The following is a 15,182-nucleotide window of genomic DNA, read 5'->3' as shown; positions in this document are numbered from 1 at the left end:
GACCGCGGCGCCTCGTGGGTGCTGACCCGGATAGGCCCGTTCGACCTCGACCTCGCCGAGGTCCGACGGATCGTCGAGGCGGGTCCCTGAACTGACATGGGCCGGCCAGGCCGCCCGAGCTCGACTACGCGGAACGCTCCGGAGCTGGGTAGTCACAAATGCAAATGCAGACCCGTAGGCGGCGGTAAGAAGCACCCTTGAGGCCGCCCGATCGGGCGGTAGCAGATTTCCCGCCCTCGGTCCGCAGATCGGATACACGTCCGTCGTCGGAGCCTCATGAGTGCCTGCCTGGTCGGGAATCGACGTGACCAAGGCGGGGTGGCCAAGATTCGAAAGTTCCCCATCTCGTAGGCGCGTCAGCGCCTGTACGCTCGCGGCATGAAGCGGTCGTCCGCGGTGGTGGCCGGATGCGTCACCGCGACGGCAGCCGTTGCGGGCAACGCGTTTATCGGCCGGGACGCCATGGCCTGGTTCGGGGACCTCAACAAGCCGCAGTGGCAGTTGCCCATGCCCGGATTCATCGTGGTCGGGACTACGTACTACGGCATCGTCGGATACGTGTTGGCCCGCGCCATAGACCGCGGCGATGCCGAGACGGTCAGGTGGGCTGGCACGGTGTTGGTCGCCAACGAGGCGTGGAACGCATTGCTTTTTGGTCGCCGAAGTCCCAGCACGGCCTTTGCCGGGCTGTTCGGCTTCTTGGTCCCGTTGGCTTTCCTGCAGCGGTCCGTGTGGTCGGATAAGCGTTCGCGGGCAACGCTATTGCCGTACACCGCGTGGGTGATCGCGTACGACCTGCCGTGGAGCTACCGACTCTGGCGGCTCAACACACTGTCAGCGCGGTAGGCGCGGTAGCGCCGCGCGGGTGGCTCATTCGACACTTGCGTCGTGGACGAGATGCAGGCTGCCTGCAAGATGGCGGCGTTGCATGGGCACGCCAACTCTCCGTCACGCCGGTAGGTCCCGCTGCCACAGCGGTCCCCCGAGCGACTGCCACCGGTTGGGCCTCCGTGGACTTTGAGGCGGAAGACCACAGCTGAGTCCGACTCACGGAAGCTGTCCATCTGTCCGCGGTCGCGGCTGGGAGCGCCCCCAGCTGGACGAGGAGCGGTGTTGCATGACCCTTGAGGTACGACGGTGCTGTCTCGCAGGGGGCTGCTTTACGCGTAGACGATGACGTCCAAGATCTGCAGCGATTCCAGGCGCACTCCGGCGGCGGCCGAGCGGGCCTTGTTGGTCTCGATCTGAGCGATGAGCGCGTCAGCGCTGTGACGATCTTCGAAGACCATGGTGTTGTAGGAGCGCTGGCCGTCCGTGGAGCGGGCCCACACGCCTTGGACGAACCCGGGCAGGGCGCGAACGCTGGGGACAATACGATCCTCGAACTCGCGGTCTCGGGTCGGGACGTCGGCGCCGTCACTCTGAAGGATCCACACCGTTTGGACCGAACATTTGCTCATCGAAACTCCTCTCGTCAGTTCACCAACCTGAGCTAGTGAGCCTCACCAGTGACAGTCACTAGTGAAGTCATCCAGTAGAGTGACACACACCATGGGGAGCGTCAAGGTCAAAGCACCGACCCGCAAGGCGAAGGCCGCTGCGACCAGGCAGCGGATCATCAAGGCGGCGACAGCCGAGTTCATCGCCAGCGGGTACCACGGCACGCCCATGGCGAGCATCGCTAAGCGGGCCGGAGTTGCCGTGCAGACCGTCTACTTCATCTTCCACACCAAGCCGGAGCTTTTCGCTGCCGCCCTGGACGCGGCCGTGTTAGGCCCGGAGGGGAAAGTCCCCATGGAGCAACGGTGGGCACGAGACGCCGTCGAAGGGTCGCGAGCCCCCCAGGCAGCGGTCGAGTCGTTCATCCGCGGCAGCGCGCCGATCCTGCGCAGGGCATCCGCGCTCAATACCGTCGCCCGCGGCGCCGCCCCTACCGATACGGAGCTCGCCGAGGTCTATCACTCGAGGGAAAGGCTGCGCGTCAACGCCTACCGTGACTTCGTCAATGATCTCGCCCTCCCGGTCGGGACGAACTCCGCACGGGCCGCGGACATACTCATCACCATGATCAGTCCCGAGTTCTACCTGACGCTGCGACAGGAGCGCGACTGGCAGCACGCGGAGATCGTCGACTGGCTAGTCACAACGATCCCAGGGCTCATGCTCGGCACAGCCTGAGACCAGCCCCTCTCGCAGCCGCCGGCCCCACCCATCCGAGGTGGCACCCACGACGTCAGACGCCGGCGACCGTAGGCGGTGAGGAAGTGGACGGCACGGCCTTGGGGGAGGGAGCGCTTATGCCAGGTCATCGCCAGGGCCGGGACGTTCTCACCTACATGCCAGGGGACACCCTCGGCGAACCGGACACCTGGCCGGCGTGGGTGCGGTCCGAGGACCTGCTGACGGACATCGGACGGTGGATACGGCGCTTGCACGACACCACCGCGCATTGGCAGCCGCCCGAGACCGCGACCTGGTTCACCGGGCACGCCTGGTCACCTGGACTCGTCATGGGACACCACGACGCGGCGCCGTGGAACGCCGATATCGCCGACGGCCCCCTCACCGGCTTCGTCGACTGGGCCGACGACCTCACCGCCAATGAAGGACGTGGGACTGGATGCCCGTGGGCCGTTGGCCAAGCGCACTTTAATCGACTACACCAGCGATCAAGGCAGTGCCGTGGGGTTACGGGCGGCGACACCGGAGGGGCAGGTCGCGCGGAAATGGGATGCGCGGTGGCCCCGTGGTCGGGTTGCATAGCCACATGCGTTTCGAGCTCTTGACGCCGACGCCGGACCAACTCGACGCCCTCGTGGCTGATTTGTCGTCCTGGCAGCAGGACGGTCTCCCGATCCAGTTGCACCCGGGCGATCTGGGATGGCAGTGGCGCTTCGGGTCGATCACGCTTGCCGAGGTGCTGCGAGTCTGGACCGTCGACGACACGACCATGGCAATCGGGTTCATTGACGGAGGCTCGCTGATCCGCATGGCGATCGCGCCCTCCGCGGACCACGACGAAGCATTCGCGCAGGCGCTCGTAAGTGATCTTGAAGACCCCGCACGGGGCATCCTCGACGCGCCCAAACTGGTCGTCGAAGCCCGCTTCGGCACGGCATTCCGCTCACTGCTGCATTCCCGCGGTTGGGTCGACGATGACCCGTGGACGCCGCTCGTCCGTGACCTGAGTGACCCGGTTGACGATACCGGCTTACGGGTGGAGGTCGTCGGGCCCGAGCGCGTTGACGACCGGGTCGCGGTGCAGCGTGCGGCTTTCGGCCGGTCGACTTTCACGGCCGTGTTGTGGGACGGGATGTCGCAGTCGTCGGCATACCAAAAGGGTCGCTGCTTGGTGGGGTACGACGGTCAGGACAACGCGGTCGCGGGTGTCACGGTGTGGTCGGCTGGGCCTGGCCGACCGGGACTGCTGGAGCCGATGGGCGTCCACCGCGACCATCGCGGTCATGGCTACGGCACCGCGATCAGCGTCGCCGCAGCCGCGGCCCTGCGAAACATGGGGGCCTCCAGCGCACTTGTCGTCACCCCGAGCTCGAACGAAGGCGCCGTCGCGACCTACGCATCAGCCGGTTTCCGGTGCATGCCCGAAGTCACCGACTTCGCTTACAACAGCTGAACTTCACAGGTCCACCAAACGTTCGCTCATCGACCCGGTAACACCGGGGCGCCTTGCCGCTGTCGTCCCGCTGATCGGCACCCTGGGAGTCTGTATTGGCAGTGTCCAGTCCGGTTTCATCGGCCATCCTCGACCCTGCGGTCGCAGCGGTCTCTGAAGCCGTCAGTCTGAGGCGCGATCAGTCAGGTGTTGCGTGGCTTTCGGCGGGCGCAGCAGGGCCCTCCAGGTCGTGAGTAGCCAGCGTTCGAAGTCATCCAGTGTCCAGTGCAGGACGCGTGTTACGAGGAGGAAGGTGTCGGCGGAGCCACCGCAGGTCGACGTGATCTGGCAGCCGCCCATCGTCGGCTGCGGTGGTCCAAAAGGAGCGGATCTGGTCTCGGGTGGCGTCGCGGGCCGCTGAGGCGGCTGAGGCGATGGCGGGTTCAACGGCTGCGGCGGCTTCGGCGACCGGCAGCAATGGCCCGATGCGGGTCATGATGTCGCCAGCGCCGCGAGCAGGGAGCAGCATTCGCTCGTCCAAGGTCGGCGTGGTCAGGCGCGTTTTGCCCAGTCGCGGTCGGCGACGGCAACCGATGCAGTGTCTGCGACAACCGCAACGTCGACCGTTGATAGCAAAGGGTGCCCGACACGCTACCGACAACGCGCCCGGCAGCGCGTCGGCGATCCGGCAGAGCGCCCGGTAACCTCCAATGACGAACTGGTCTTATGTGCCAGGGAGGTGGCAGGGCCGCCCCTGAAGCATGTTGGTCAAGCCGAGTGTCGAACTTGTTGGTGTGGATGAGGTCTTGTCCCGTGTCTGGTCCGACGCATGGCGCGGCCGGGTTGCGCGGCAGTGCGGTGCGCGCGCTCGATCACCGGGATCCCGTTCACCCAGACCCAGTCGATGCCGGTCGCCGCATTGCGCGGCTGGTCGTAGGTCGCCATGTCTTTGACCGTGTGCGGGTCGAACAGGACCAGGTCAGCGGCGTACCCCTCGCGTACAAGTCCGCGCTGGTGAAGCTTGAGCCGGGCGGCGGGCCGACCGGTGAGGTGATGGATACAGTCGACCAGGTCGAGCACGCCGAGTTCGCGCACGTAGCGGGATAGGTAGCGGGGGAAGGTTCCCCAGGCGCGCGGGTGAGGACGTTCGCCGACCAGGATCGCGTCGGAGCCACCGCAGTGTGTGTGGTGCCGCATGATCGTCTGGACGTTCTCCTCGTGCCCGACGTGCTGCAGGATGGTGGTGCCGAGCTGGTCCTGAACGAGAAGCTCAAAGAACACGTCTCGAGGTTCCCGGTTGCTCGCCTGTGCCAGTTCGGCGACCGTAGCGCCGACCCGGTCGGACAGTGCGGGGTTGAGCACGCCACCGATCTGTATGGTGCGCCAGTCTGCGGTGCAGCCGTGGCAGCCGTCGGTGCCGACGTGCTCGAGCTCGTCACCGATCACCGCGCGCTGTGCCGGGTCGCGCAGTCGTTCGAGGAGTGCTGCCGGGCCGCCCGCTGAGGCCCAGCTGGGCAGCAGGGCGCTGAGTGTGGTCGAACCGGCCAGGTAGGGGTAGGAGTCCAAAGTGATGTCTGCGCCGGCGTCGGTAGCGCGGTCAATGAGCTGCAGCAGCTCGTCGGCACGCCCGCGGTTTGGTTCGAAGTTCATGACGGCGTGGGTCAGGTGCAATGGGCAGCGAGCCGACTGGCACAGGTCGATCATCTCGGCGTAGGCCTCGAGGGCGCCGACCCCGTAGGACCGGTGGTGTGGGCTGTAGTAGCCGCCGTGCTCGCCGACCACCCGGCACAGGGTCACCAGCTCCTCGTCGTCCGCGAACATGCCGGGTGGGTAGGTGAGCCCGCTGCTCATCCCGACGGCTCCCTCACGCAGTCCCTGCGTGAGCAGGACAACCATCGCCTCGACCTGCGCCGGTGATGCGGGCCGGTCGTCCGGGCCGACAACCATCAGGCGCAACGTGCCTTGAGGGACGAGGTATGCGGCGTTGCAGGCGATTCCGCGGTCCAGCCGGTCCAGGTACGCCGCGACCGTGTCCCAGTCGTAGGCGAAGTCCTTGGGCGCGCCGTTCCAGCCCGCGATCTGGATCAGTAGTGCAGCGCGCGTGGTTTCGTCGATGGGCGCGAAGGAGAGACCGTCCTGGCCCAGCACCTCGAGGGTGACTCCCTGGCTCACTTTTGCGGTGTGGTCGGGGTTGGCCAGGATTTGGATGTCGGAGTGCGCGTGCATGTCGATAAATCCTGGAGACAGGACCCGTCCCTGCGCGTCGATGGTCCGACGGGCTGCGGGTGCGTTACCGGGTCGCTGGAGTATCTGGGTGATGGTTCCGGCGTCCACGACCACGTCGGCATCGAAGGCCTGCGTTCCCGTTCCGTCGATGACACGGGCGTTGCGGATCAGCCAGTCTGCACTCATGTCGCACCTTCTCAGGATTGTTGCTCAGAACCAGGTGCGAACGAGGTCGACGACCACCGGGTCATTGACGTCAGGATCATCGATGACAGGCACGAGGGTCCACTTGTCGAAGGCCGTGCAGGGGTGGGATAGCCCTAGCCGCAGCTCGTCACCGATCCGTACCGGTGGGGCGCCGTTCGGGTCGAAGGACAGGAAGCCAAGCTGGTCGTTGACCGCTGTCACGGTGACCCCGTCGAGCGGTACCGGGGAGTCACCGCTGGCTCTCGGCCGCCGCAGCTGCACTTCGGGTAACCCTTCGTCAAAGGGAAGATCACGTTTGCCCGCATCGAACAGGGCCAGTCCCGGCTCGGGCTGCGAGGTCACCCGCACCCAGGCGTGCAGGGCGGCGCGTAGTGCCGGGCCGCTGGTGCGCGGCCTTGCTCCCAACGGGGAGATGTCCCTGTAGAACCCGTCGTCATGGGTGACGTAGGCGCCGCTGCGCAGAACCACCCGGGTGCCGGTGTCGACCAGGGGACCCAGCACCTCGCCAACTACGTCGAAGAACGCACTGCCGCCGGCAGTGACCACGGGAGGCACGGCGTCGTCATAGAGCCCGGCGGCCACCAGCTGCTCGTGGACCTCGACCACGTCACGTAGGTAGGCCCGCACCACCTGCAGGCTCTGCTCGTCGAAGTCATGAGCTAGTGCACCCTCGTAGCCGGCTACGCCGCCGAGCACCAGGTGCGGGGATGCCGCGACGGCCCGCGCCACCCGAACGCTGGTGGCGAGATCCCGCGCACCGGTACGCCCTCCGACCCCACCGCGTTCGACCAGGACGTGAACGGCCGGGGCGGCCCCGCACTGCAACGCGCGGGTGTTGAGAGCCTCGTCCATGAGCTCTACCGTTCGCACTGAGTCAGCCCACACCCAGATCTCGATGTCCGGGTATGCCTGCTGCTCGTCGGCGATCCAGTGAAGTGCCAATGGCGAGATGACGCTGTTGGCCACCATCGTGCGGCTGACACCGTAGGCGCGCGCTACACCCAGCTGGGCGAGGTTGGCCACCGTGATCGCCCACGCCCCCGCCTCGAGCTGCTCAGCCCACAGCTGAGGAGCCATCGTCGTCTTTCCGTGCGGCGCAAGCTCAAATCGGCGTTCGGCGCACCAGCGGGCGACGGTGTCACGGTTGTGATCGAGCGCCGGCCTCGACAGGGTCATCAGTGGGGTCGGCAGCTGCGACAGCCGTGGTCGGCGGTCACGAACCTCCGCTACCGTCATGCCCCAGAATGCCGGCGCCATAGCCTTGTACCGCCAGTCCACTCGCTCGTCGTCTAGTGCCGCGACGAGCGCCATATCGAGTGTTGCCGGCATCGTGATCAGTTTCCCTCCTGGCCGTGGCCGGCGCGGGCAGATGATGTCAGCGATGGATGTCGTCTCCCTCGCTCACCGCGATGATGCGTTCTCTCGCAACGATGGTCGGCAGCGTAAGGCGACACAGGCGTGGGTGGCGCGCTAGATGCTTGCGGGCACAGCGGCGACAACGTCGATCTCGACCAGGATGCCGGCCAGCTGCGAACCCACGGTGGTGCGTACGGGGTATGGCTCGGAGAAGAACCGTTCGTACGCCTGGTTGAACTCGTCGAAGTCCGCAAGGTCAGCTAGATGCACGGTGGTTTTGACGCAGTCGTCCATGCTGAGCCCTCGTTCCGACAGGACCGCTTGAATGTTGCGTAGTACCTGGCTGGTCTGGGCTCCGGCCGTGTCGGCGACGGCCCCGGTGACAGGGTCCTGCGGGCCGAAGCCGGCTGTGTAGAACAGGCCGTTCACCTCAATGCCCTGGCTGTACGGGCCAGCAGGCTGCGGTGCGTCCGTGGTGTGAACGGCCGACTTCGTCATAGCAGTCCTGTCTTTGTCATTTGTTGGTTGCTTCGTTCTGCCGCTCACACCAGCTGCTCGTGCAGTCGGGGCGCGTTCTCAACATCAGGACGGATCGAGGCGTAAGCCGTGGCGATGATGCCGATGACGGAGATGAGGGCCGCATAGATGATGACCGGCCAGACGCTGTCGAACGCGACGGTGAGGGCGGTGGCGATGAGCGGCGCAAGCCCGCCTCCAATGGTGTTGGAGAACTGGTATCCGATGTTGACACCGGTGGTGCGCGCTTCCACGTCGAACATCTCACAGAGCATGGTCTGCAAGGTCGCCTGCATGGCCACGCCCGGGATGACGAAGCCGATGATCATGCCCAGCCAGATCAGTACTGCGGTTTCGGTCCGAAAGAGCGCGAACGTAGGGTAGATCAGCAGGGCGAAGCCGATGCACCCGCCGATGTAGGTCCGGCGACGTCCGAACCTGTCCGACACGCTGCCCCAGAACGGCGCGATGAAGATCTGCAGAATCCCCACGAGCAGTGTGCCGATGAAGCCGACCTCCGCGTTGACGCCCTTGGAGACTGTGTATGCGAGCCCGAAGGTGAGAACGATGTACCCGGCGATGCTTTGCGGCAGGCCGATGAGAATGCCGAGGATCGTGTTCTTGGGGTGACGCATGGCCTCCCTCAGCGGGGACTTGCGTTTCGTCTTCTCTGACTTGGCGGCTCCGCTGAACTCCTTGAACTCTTCGGACTCCTCCAGCTTGGACCGCAGCACGACCGCGATGATGGCGAGCACTAGGGCGAAGAGGAAAGGTATGCGCCATCCCCAGGTCAGGAAGAACTCGTGGGAGGTGCCGAGCGCTGCCATCGAGCCAGCCGAGAGCACGTTCGCGATGCCGGCCCCGCTGATCAACATCGCGCCGAACAGACCACGGCGACCCGGCGGCGCGTGCTCGATGACGAGAGAGGCGGCGTTGCCCATCTCGCCGCCTACGAACAGTCCCTGCAGCATCCGAAAGACCAGAAGCAGGATCGGCGCGGCCGCGAACGTGTTCGCGCCGGGAATCAGGCCGATAGCAGCCGTCGAGATGCCCATGCCGACGACGGTGATCATCAGGGCTGTCTTGCGGCCCATCCGGTCCCCCACGTGGCCCCAGACCAGGCCGCCGATGGGGCGTAGGAGGAATCCGAACGCGAACGTCGCGAAGGAGAGAAGGGTGCCCGAGGCCAGGTTCTGGTCCGGGAAGAACACGGTGGGGAACACGGTCGCGGAGGCCAGGCCGTAGAGGTAGTAGTCGAAGTACTCCATCAGCGTGCCGATCGCTCCGCCCGCCACCATGCGACGTTGCTTCGGCGGTATCGCGGACCTCCACGAACCCGGACGTTCCTGAGTTGCCTGAGCCATCAGAGCCACCTTGCCCTTGTCTCGATGCCGGTTGATCCGTGCCTCGCGGTGACTACCACCGGATGCTCGGCAAGTGTGCACGCATCCGAACAGTCTGTCTAGACCCCTAACCGTTTGTCTTCCTGGTTATGGGGTAGGACTGTGTTCGACACATGGGAGGCATGATCAAGGACATGAATGACTCGCCAGCGGACCCGGTGGCTCACATCGGGATCTACGAGTCCGTAGCCGACATCCTCACGGTGTTCAGGCCGGTGATGCGCGCCATGGCTGCAGCCGCCGGCCCAGGATGCGAGGTGGTGCTGCACGACCTGTCCAACCCAGACCCCGACCTTGGACACACGATCGTGGCGATCGAAAACGGACACGTCACTGGTCGCGATGTCGGCGGCCCCTCCAGCAGTCTGGGGGCCAACGTGATCCACAACCAGTCGGCCGAACACAACGCCTTCGGCTACCAGGGGTTGACCAGCGACGGGCGTCAGCTGCGCTGCTCGTCGGTGTATTTCCGCAACACGGCCGGCAGAATCGTCGCGGCCCTATGCGTGAACTATGACACCAGCACCCTGGAGCAGGCCCGGAACCTACTCGACGGTTTGCTGACGCAGGACCCGACGGAGCCTGCCGGCCAACCGACCGAGTACTTCGGTCGTGACCTGGTGACGGTGATGGACGGCATGGTTGCGGAAGCGCTCCGAGAAATCGGCAAGCCCGTGGAGCAAATGAGCCGCGACGACCGGATCACCGTCCTCGCGAAGTTGGACAGCCAGGGCGCGCTGCAGATGAGAAAAGGAGTCGAGAGGGTCGCCGCACGCCTTGGCATCTCCCGGGTCACCGCATACGCCTACCTCGACGAAGCGCGCAAGAACGCTCCGCAGGAGCGTGCGTCGTAGCGGGTGTCACTCGTGGTGCTGGGCGATGTTCAGCACTGTCCCGCCGGGCGCGCGGACGAAGAACCTGCGAATACCCCCACGGCTCAGGAGTCAGAGGGTGAACGATTTCATAGCCGCGTCGACAAGGCGCCGCGTAGGCGTCGTCGACGTCGTCGACCTTGACGGTGAGCAGGGGGTTCTCAGGCAGCGTGAGGTCCGTCGTCACTCGGATGACGCGCATGGGCTTCTCCAGTCGTCGATGTTCCTCAATCGTGCCGCGCGGTCCCGATGGGTGTCCACCCCACACGAGCCGACGCCGGTCGAGCCCTGCTTGACGGACGCAGGTACCCGGGGCACCCGACACCCGGCGAAGTGGCCGGAGGGAGCGGGGCGTCAACGACTACGTGCTAACTGTCTTCGCCCCGTCGGTTACGGGACCCCTGCTGGAAATCACTTATCTCTCCCACCCACCTCAAGGAGCCTGTATGCCGCGCCTCCACCTGCCCTCCGACGCCCTCCATGTCGAGGCGCTGCCCGCAGTCGTCGCCCGCACCGAATGGCAGGCCGATCTCGATGGTCTCCTGGTCCGCGAGAAGGCCCATACCCGCGAGGGCGACGCCATCGCTGCCGCCCGACGACGGCTGCCCATGGTCGCCATTCCTGGCGGCGCCACCGTCGACGGCGCGGACGGGCCGACACCTATCCGGGATGTGTTCGAGGGACGTCGGATGCTCATCGCCTACTTCCACATGTGGCACGACGGGCATACCTGGCCGGAGCAGTGCGAGGGCTGCACCCTGGTGGCCTCCCAGACGCAACGCCCGGAGTACCTGCATTCACGAGACATCACGTTGGCCGTCTTCTGCCAAGGGTCCTATGAGGAAAGCCATCCCTACGCGGCCCTTCTCGAGTACACGACTCCCTGGTACTCGGCGCGCGAGTCTGCGGCGCTGACCGCGGGCCGGGACTTCGGGTTCTACGCTTGCTACGTCCACGACGACGACGGCAACGTCTACGAGACATACTGGACCACTGACCGGGGCACGGAGGCCACCCTCTGGAGCTACGCCTTGATGGACATGACCGTGTTCGGACGACAGGAGTCATGGGAAGACAGCCCGGCCGGGTGGCCTCGACTCGGCCCAGGTCAACACCCATGGCGAGTCGACGGCCGGCCCACCGCGCAATGGGCCCTCACCGACGTACCCGCCCAAAGGAGCTAAGCGACCATGGATATGCGACTGGAGCTCGTCCCGCTTCCCACGGCCGACGTCGAGCGCAGCAAAGCGTTCTACGTCGACCGGTTGGGTTTCCACCTCGACCACGACGTCCAGCCTGGCAACGGCATGCGGGTCGTCCAGTTGACCCCGCCAGGTTCCGCGTGCTCGATCGTCATCGGCGTCGGCATCAGCGACCCTGACGGTCCACGTGTGCTGAACCTGCACCTGGTCGTCGACGACATCGACCAAGCCCGCGAACGACTAGCGAGCCACGAGGTGGACATCTCTCCCGTCAACGACATGGGCGGGGTGAAGTACGCATACTTCAGCGACCCGGACGCCAACTCGTGGGCTCTTCAACAAATCTCACGGTGATCAAAAACCATCGATCCTCCCGAGGGCATCACCAGCAGGCCAAGGCTCGGACGTCGGGCTGGGGACAACGATGCGAGAGGTCTCGTATTGAGTCTGGCCGGTCTATAGCCAGCGTCGGGTCTTCTGGGTGTAGGTGATGTAGTCCTGCCCGAAACGGGTTGCGAGGTAACGCTCCTCGGGTGCGACGAACAGTATCCAGATAGCGATGCCTGCCGCTGGCAGGGTGAGCAGGGGCCACCAGGTGCCGACCAGCAGCGTCGCGCCGACGTAGGTCAGAGCCAGGCCGGTGTACATCGGGTTGCGGCTGAGCCGGTAGGGGCCGTCGGTGAGCAGCCGCGTGACAGGCCGATGCGGGACAAGAGTGGTGCCCCGGCGCCGGACGCGGGCGACCGCGGTTGTCACCAGGAGGATGCCGGCACCACCGAGGATCACACCAGGAAGAATCCTGGTCAGGGAGCCGTCGATCGCCAGTGGAACTGTGGCGGAGCGCAGGGCCATCCCTGTTCCGAACGCCAGGGCATAGAACAGCGGCGGGGGCACCGGAATGACGCGTGCCCCACCCTCTGACATGGTGAGCTTCTCGGCGAGCGGCGTGGCTGGTTTCATGACCACGTCTCGTCCCGACCGATGATGATGGTGTGCAGGATGTCGAGCGGATCCACCGTGGGTTCGGTGTCGGGCCGAGCTCCCCCGAAGGCGGTGTCCACAGCCTTGTGGATCCGGTCGTCGAACGCCTGTGTGCACGCCTCTACCGACTCCCAGACGTCGATGTACTGCAGCCTGTCGTCCGACTTTCTGACACAGAGGTGAGCGAGCTGGCCGGCTAAGGGTTCGGGCCCGAGCTCGGCGATGACCCGCCGATAGAGGTTCTCGCCGATCGGCACGTCCTGGATGTAGGCATAGACCATGGACTGACTTCCTGTATGCTGATCCGAAGGACTTTCAGATGAATATGGGGAGGTTACGACCAATGAGCGAGGGCGTCAAGGCCACCCCTGCGCGTCCGCGTCGCTACCACTCCCCGCGGCGGGCGGCGCAAGCCCTGCAGACCCGACACGCGATCCTTGACGCCGCCCGACGTCTGTTCGTCACCAAGGGATACGCCGCAACCACCGTGGCGGACATCGCCGCCCAGGCCGAAGTCTCCGTGGACACCTTGTACTCCTCGGTCGGGAGGAAACCAGCGCTGCTACGGGAGCTGGTGGAGACCTCCATCTCTGGAGGTGACCAGGCGATCCCGGCAGAGCAACGTGACTACGTCCAGCGGATCTCCGCTGCTTCGGCGGCCAGAGACAAGCTGGCGATCTACGCCCGCGCGATCACCGCGATCCAGCAACGGATGGCCCCGGTGTTCCTGGCCCTGCGAGATGCCGCCGTCACCGACCCAGACTGCGCCGCACTCTGGCAAGACATCTCACAACGGCGTGCCGCGAACATGGTCCGATTTGCCGCCGACCTGCGGGCCACCGACGAGGTCCGCCCCGACCTGACCGACAGGCAGGTCGCCGACATCATCTGGAGTATGAACGCCGCCGAGTACTGGGTCCTTCTCGTCGAGGAACGCTCCTGGACCCCTGAACAGTTCACCGACTGGGTCACCGAGGCCTGGACCCGTCTGCTTCTCCGCTGACCGTTGACAGGAGATCGACGGGGCCTAGCGTCGACGTATGCCCACTGTCGCGTCCGTTGCCTTGCTCTCCGACGTCCACGGCGTACTCCCCGTTCTGGAGGCGGTGCTGGCCGAGCCCGACGTGAGTTCGGCGGACCTCGTCGTCGTCACGGGCGACCACGCGGCCGGGCCGATGCCGGTGGAGACTCTGGATGTGCTCACCGGGCTTGGTCAGCGCGTAGTCCTGGTGCGCGGTAACGCCGACCGTGAGCTGGTGGACGTGGCCCGCGGCGGGCTGAGCGAGTACCCCGAGTCGCAGTGGGCCGGAGAGCAGCTGCGGCCCGACCAGGTCGAGTTGCTGGCCGGGCTACCGCACCCGGTGACCTTGGAGCTGGCCGGCTTCGGAATGGCCACCTTCTGCCACGGCACGCCACGCGATGACGACGAGGTGGTGCTTGTCGACACCCGGCTCGAGCGCTGGGCGGAGGTTTTCGCCGCCCTTCCTCCCGAGGTTGCGCTGGTCGGGTGCGGCCACACTCACATGCCGTTCGTGCGGTTGGTCGACCGGCGGCTCGTCGTCAACCCCGGCAGCATCGGTATGCCGTACGGCCGCGCGGGGGGCGCCTGGGCTCTGCTGCGCGACCAGCAGGTGAGCCTGCGGCATACCGGCATCGACGTGGACGCCGTCTGCGCCCGTATCGAGGCCGAGTCGTCCTACCCCGGCCGGGCGGACTGGGCGGCCGAGTACGTCCGCTCGGCAAACAGCGACACCGACGCGATCAAAGCGTTCGCTCCGCGCGACGGCCGCTACGGCTGACCCGCGGCGCCCACCATCGGCGGGGAAGCTCGTATCCGCCGAGCTACGGGCGCAGCCTGCGCGTCGGTCGGCCGCCACCGACGATGCTGGCGATCATCTGACGGGTGAAGATCCCGTAGGGGTTGCCGAGCTCGGGTGTACTGATCGCGTCGAGCCGGCTCGCGGCATCGTCGGGGAGGCCGTGGTCGGCCGCGGCCAGGTTCGTCTCCAGCTGGTTGGTCGTGCGTGCGCCGACGAGGACGGTGTCGACGCCTGGGCGAGTCGGCCGGCGTCTGCCGCGGGAGACTGGTCGCGGTTGTACTTGCCGTTGAGGAAGCCGACGGCCAGTGGGCTCCATGGCACGATCCCGAGGCCGAGCTCCCTTGCGGCACGAACGTGTTCGCGTTCGATGTCACGGGAGACCAGGGAGTACTCCATCTGGAGGGCGACCGGGGCGGGGAGTCCGTGCGCGTGGGCAAGGGTCGCAACCTGAACGGTGAACCAGGCCGGGGTGTTGCAGAGGCCGTGGTAACGGACCTTGCCGACACGCACGAGGTCGGCCATGCCCTGCAGGACCTCTTCTGCAGGAGTGATGTCGTCCCACACGTGCAGCCAGTACAGGTCGACGTGGTCGGTGCCCAAGCGCCGGAGCGACCCTTCGAGAGATGGCCGGCACCCACCCCGACCGCGACGAGATCTCGAGCAGTCGCGACCGTCCCAGGCTGCGCAGCTCGTACACAAGAGCTCCTATCGAGGCATACCGCTCGCTGATGACCTGTGTGGCTTCAGCCCAGCTCTTCGGCCGACGCCACAATGATGCCGTCCGGTCCGCGGAGGTAGCACAGCCGGTACGTGTCCTCGTACTGGGCCACTTCGCCGACCAGCTCCGCACCATGGGCCCGCATACTGGCTACCACCCCGTCGGTGTCGTCAACGGCGAACATGATGCGACGGAGCGCAACGGCAGCTGCCAGGTCGTCTACCACGACGCCCACGTGGTCCATCCGCTGAATCGTCATACTTCCCAA

General features: G+C 66.0%; 17 protein-coding genes. 8 read left to right on the top strand and 9 right to left on the bottom strand.

The window, feature by feature from the left end; all coding sequences use genetic code 11:
- Positions 1 to 378 precede the first annotated feature (378 nt).
- Entirely contained in the window at positions 379 to 846 is a 468-nt protein-coding gene (locus ABI385_RS05100) for a TspO/MBR family protein (RefSeq protein ID WP_348102662.1), read from the top strand.
- A 314-nt stretch (positions 847 to 1,160) separates the two neighbouring features.
- Here ABI385_RS05100 and ABI385_RS05095 read toward each other — a convergent pair whose 3' ends face one another.
- On the bottom strand, positions 1,161 to 1,460 hold the full coding sequence (locus tag ABI385_RS05095) for a hypothetical protein (protein ID WP_348102661.1): 300 nt from the start codon (positions 1,458 to 1,460) through the stop codon (positions 1,161 to 1,163).
- 91 nt (positions 1,461 to 1,551) lie between these two features.
- Here ABI385_RS05095 and ABI385_RS05090 point away from each other — a divergent pair, with 91 nt between their 5' ends.
- Together ABI385_RS05090 and ABI385_RS05085 are read left to right on the top strand one after the other, a co-directional pair.
- Entirely contained in the window at positions 1,552 to 2,178 is a 627-nt protein-coding gene (locus ABI385_RS05090) for a TetR/AcrR family transcriptional regulator (RefSeq protein WP_348102660.1), read from the top strand.
- A 589-nt stretch (positions 2,179 to 2,767) separates the two neighbouring features.
- Positions 2,768 to 3,634, top strand: a complete 867-nt coding sequence (locus ABI385_RS05085) for a GNAT family N-acetyltransferase (RefSeq protein WP_348102659.1) — start codon at positions 2,768 to 2,770, stop codon at positions 3,632 to 3,634.
- A gap of 747 nt (positions 3,635 to 4,381) precedes the next feature.
- Here the strand turns inward: ABI385_RS05085 and ABI385_RS05080 are convergent.
- The 4 genes from ABI385_RS05080 to ABI385_RS05065 all read right to left on the bottom strand — a co-directional run bounded on the left by ABI385_RS05080 (position 4,382) and on the right by ABI385_RS05065 (position 9,216).
- Positions 4,382 to 6,025 carry a D-aminoacylase gene (locus ABI385_RS05080; protein ID WP_348102658.1) on the bottom strand — a complete coding sequence of 548 codons (1,644 nt, stop codon included), beginning with the start codon at positions 6,023 to 6,025 and terminating at the stop codon, positions 4,382 to 4,384.
- A 24-nt stretch (positions 6,026 to 6,049) separates the two neighbouring features.
- Positions 6,050 to 7,375, bottom strand: a complete 1,326-nt coding sequence (locus ABI385_RS05075) for an amino acid deaminase (protein ID WP_348102657.1) — start codon at positions 7,373 to 7,375, stop codon at positions 6,050 to 6,052.
- A gap of 141 nt (positions 7,376 to 7,516) precedes the next feature.
- Positions 7,517 to 7,900 carry a Rid family detoxifying hydrolase gene (locus ABI385_RS05070; protein WP_348102656.1) on the bottom strand — a complete coding sequence of 128 codons (384 nt, stop codon included), beginning with the start codon at positions 7,898 to 7,900 and terminating at the stop codon, positions 7,517 to 7,519.
- A 44-nt stretch (positions 7,901 to 7,944) separates the two neighbouring features.
- Complete coding sequence (locus ABI385_RS05065; protein WP_348102655.1) at positions 7,945 to 9,216, bottom strand: MFS transporter; 1,272 nt, start codon at positions 9,214 to 9,216, stop codon at positions 7,945 to 7,947.
- Between the two features lie 218 nt (positions 9,217 to 9,434).
- On the opposite strand from ABI385_RS05065, the gene ABI385_RS05060 reads away from it, so the two are divergent.
- The 3 genes from ABI385_RS05060 to ABI385_RS05050 all read left to right on the top strand — a co-directional run bounded on the left by ABI385_RS05060 (position 9,435) and on the right by ABI385_RS05050 (position 11,749).
- On the top strand, positions 9,435 to 10,175 hold the full coding sequence (locus ABI385_RS05060) for a helix-turn-helix transcriptional regulator (RefSeq protein WP_348102654.1): 741 nt from the start codon (positions 9,435 to 9,437) through the stop codon (positions 10,173 to 10,175).
- Between the two features lie 464 nt (positions 10,176 to 10,639).
- On the top strand, positions 10,640 to 11,377 hold the full coding sequence (locus ABI385_RS05055; protein WP_348102653.1) for a DUF899 family protein: 738 nt from the start codon (positions 10,640 to 10,642) through the stop codon (positions 11,375 to 11,377).
- 6 nt (positions 11,378 to 11,383) lie between these two features.
- Positions 11,384 to 11,749, top strand: coding sequence for a VOC family protein (locus ABI385_RS05050; RefSeq protein WP_348102652.1), 366 nt, complete (start codon positions 11,384 to 11,386; stop codon positions 11,747 to 11,749).
- A gap of 102 nt (positions 11,750 to 11,851) precedes the next feature.
- On the opposite strand, the gene ABI385_RS05045 is transcribed toward ABI385_RS05050, so the two are convergent.
- On the bottom strand, positions 11,852 to 12,355 hold the full coding sequence (locus ABI385_RS05045; RefSeq protein ID WP_348102651.1) for an isoprenylcysteine carboxylmethyltransferase family protein: 504 nt from the start codon (positions 12,353 to 12,355) through the stop codon (positions 11,852 to 11,854).
- A complete protein-coding gene (locus ABI385_RS05040; protein WP_348102650.1) occupies positions 12,352 to 12,657 on the bottom strand; it encodes a hypothetical protein in 306 nt (101 codons plus the stop codon). Before ABI385_RS05040 ends, ABI385_RS05045 begins: the two co-directional genes overlap by 4 nt.
- Positions 12,658 to 12,719: 62 nt before the next feature.
- On the opposite strand from ABI385_RS05040, the gene ABI385_RS05035 reads away from it, so the two are divergent.
- Positions 12,720 to 13,379 carry a helix-turn-helix domain-containing protein gene (locus ABI385_RS05035; RefSeq protein WP_348102649.1) on the top strand — a complete coding sequence of 220 codons (660 nt, stop codon included), beginning with the start codon at positions 12,720 to 12,722 and terminating at the stop codon, positions 13,377 to 13,379.
- 37 nt (positions 13,380 to 13,416) lie between these two features.
- Positions 13,417 to 14,175 carry a metallophosphoesterase family protein gene (locus tag ABI385_RS05030; protein ID WP_348102648.1) on the top strand — a complete coding sequence of 253 codons (759 nt, stop codon included), beginning with the start codon at positions 13,417 to 13,419 and terminating at the stop codon, positions 14,173 to 14,175.
- 93 nt (positions 14,176 to 14,268) lie between these two features.
- Here the strand turns inward: ABI385_RS05030 and ABI385_RS05025 are convergent, their stop codons facing one another.
- Positions 14,269 to 14,895: an aldo/keto reductase gene (locus ABI385_RS05025; RefSeq protein ID WP_348102647.1), complete on the bottom strand. Its 627-nt coding sequence runs from the start codon at positions 14,893 to 14,895 to the stop codon at positions 14,269 to 14,271.
- Between the two features lie 44 nt (positions 14,896 to 14,939).
- On the bottom strand, positions 14,940 to 15,173 hold the full coding sequence (locus tag ABI385_RS05020; RefSeq protein ID WP_348102646.1) for a hypothetical protein: 234 nt from the start codon (positions 15,171 to 15,173) through the stop codon (positions 14,940 to 14,942).
- Positions 15,174 to 15,182: the final 9 nt, after the last annotated feature.

The organism is Lapillicoccus sp., from assembly GCF_039935575.1.
Lineage (GTDB): Bacteria > Actinomycetota > Actinomycetes > Actinomycetales > Dermatophilaceae > Lapillicoccus.
Note: the sequence above shows the minus strand (reverse complement) of the source record. Positions and strands in the feature narration are given on the sequence as shown.

Excerpts from the sequence above, each read along its gene's own strand:
- ABI385_RS05100 (WP_348102662.1), top strand. The coding sequence starts at position 379 with ATGAAGCGGTCGTCCGCGGTGGTGGCCGGATGCGTCACCGCGACGGCA.
- ABI385_RS05095 (WP_348102661.1), bottom strand. The coding sequence starts at position 1,460 with ATGAGCAAATGTTCGGTCCAAACGGTGTGGATCCTTCAGAGTGACGGC.
- ABI385_RS05090 (WP_348102660.1), top strand. The coding sequence starts at position 1,552 with ATGGGGAGCGTCAAGGTCAAAGCACCGACCCGCAAGGCGAAGGCCGCT.
- ABI385_RS05085 (WP_348102659.1), top strand. The coding sequence starts at position 2,768 with ATGCGTTTCGAGCTCTTGACGCCGACGCCGGACCAACTCGACGCCCTC.
- ABI385_RS05080 (WP_348102658.1), bottom strand. The coding sequence starts at position 6,025 with ATGAGTGCAGACTGGCTGATCCGCAACGCCCGTGTCATCGACGGAACG.
- ABI385_RS05075 (WP_348102657.1), bottom strand. The coding sequence starts at position 7,375 with ATGCCGGCAACACTCGATATGGCGCTCGTCGCGGCACTAGACGACGAG.
- ABI385_RS05070 (WP_348102656.1), bottom strand. The coding sequence starts at position 7,900 with ATGACGAAGTCGGCCGTTCACACCACGGACGCACCGCAGCCTGCTGGC.
- ABI385_RS05065 (WP_348102655.1), bottom strand. The coding sequence starts at position 9,216 with ATGGTGGCGGGCGGAGCGATCGGCACGCTGATGGAGTACTTCGACTAC.
- ABI385_RS05060 (WP_348102654.1), top strand. The coding sequence starts at position 9,435 with ATGGGAGGCATGATCAAGGACATGAATGACTCGCCAGCGGACCCGGTG.
- ABI385_RS05055 (WP_348102653.1), top strand. The coding sequence starts at position 10,640 with ATGCCGCGCCTCCACCTGCCCTCCGACGCCCTCCATGTCGAGGCGCTG.
- ABI385_RS05050 (WP_348102652.1), top strand. The coding sequence starts at position 11,384 with ATGGATATGCGACTGGAGCTCGTCCCGCTTCCCACGGCCGACGTCGAG.
- ABI385_RS05045 (WP_348102651.1), bottom strand. The coding sequence starts at position 12,355 with ATGAAACCAGCCACGCCGCTCGCCGAGAAGCTCACCATGTCAGAGGGT.
- ABI385_RS05040 (WP_348102650.1), bottom strand. The coding sequence starts at position 12,657 with ATGGTCTATGCCTACATCCAGGACGTGCCGATCGGCGAGAACCTCTAT.
- ABI385_RS05035 (WP_348102649.1), top strand. The coding sequence starts at position 12,720 with ATGAGCGAGGGCGTCAAGGCCACCCCTGCGCGTCCGCGTCGCTACCAC.
- ABI385_RS05030 (WP_348102648.1), top strand. The coding sequence starts at position 13,417 with ATGCCCACTGTCGCGTCCGTTGCCTTGCTCTCCGACGTCCACGGCGTA.
- ABI385_RS05020 (WP_348102646.1), bottom strand. The coding sequence starts at position 15,173 with ATGACGATTCAGCGGATGGACCACGTGGGCGTCGTGGTAGACGACCTG.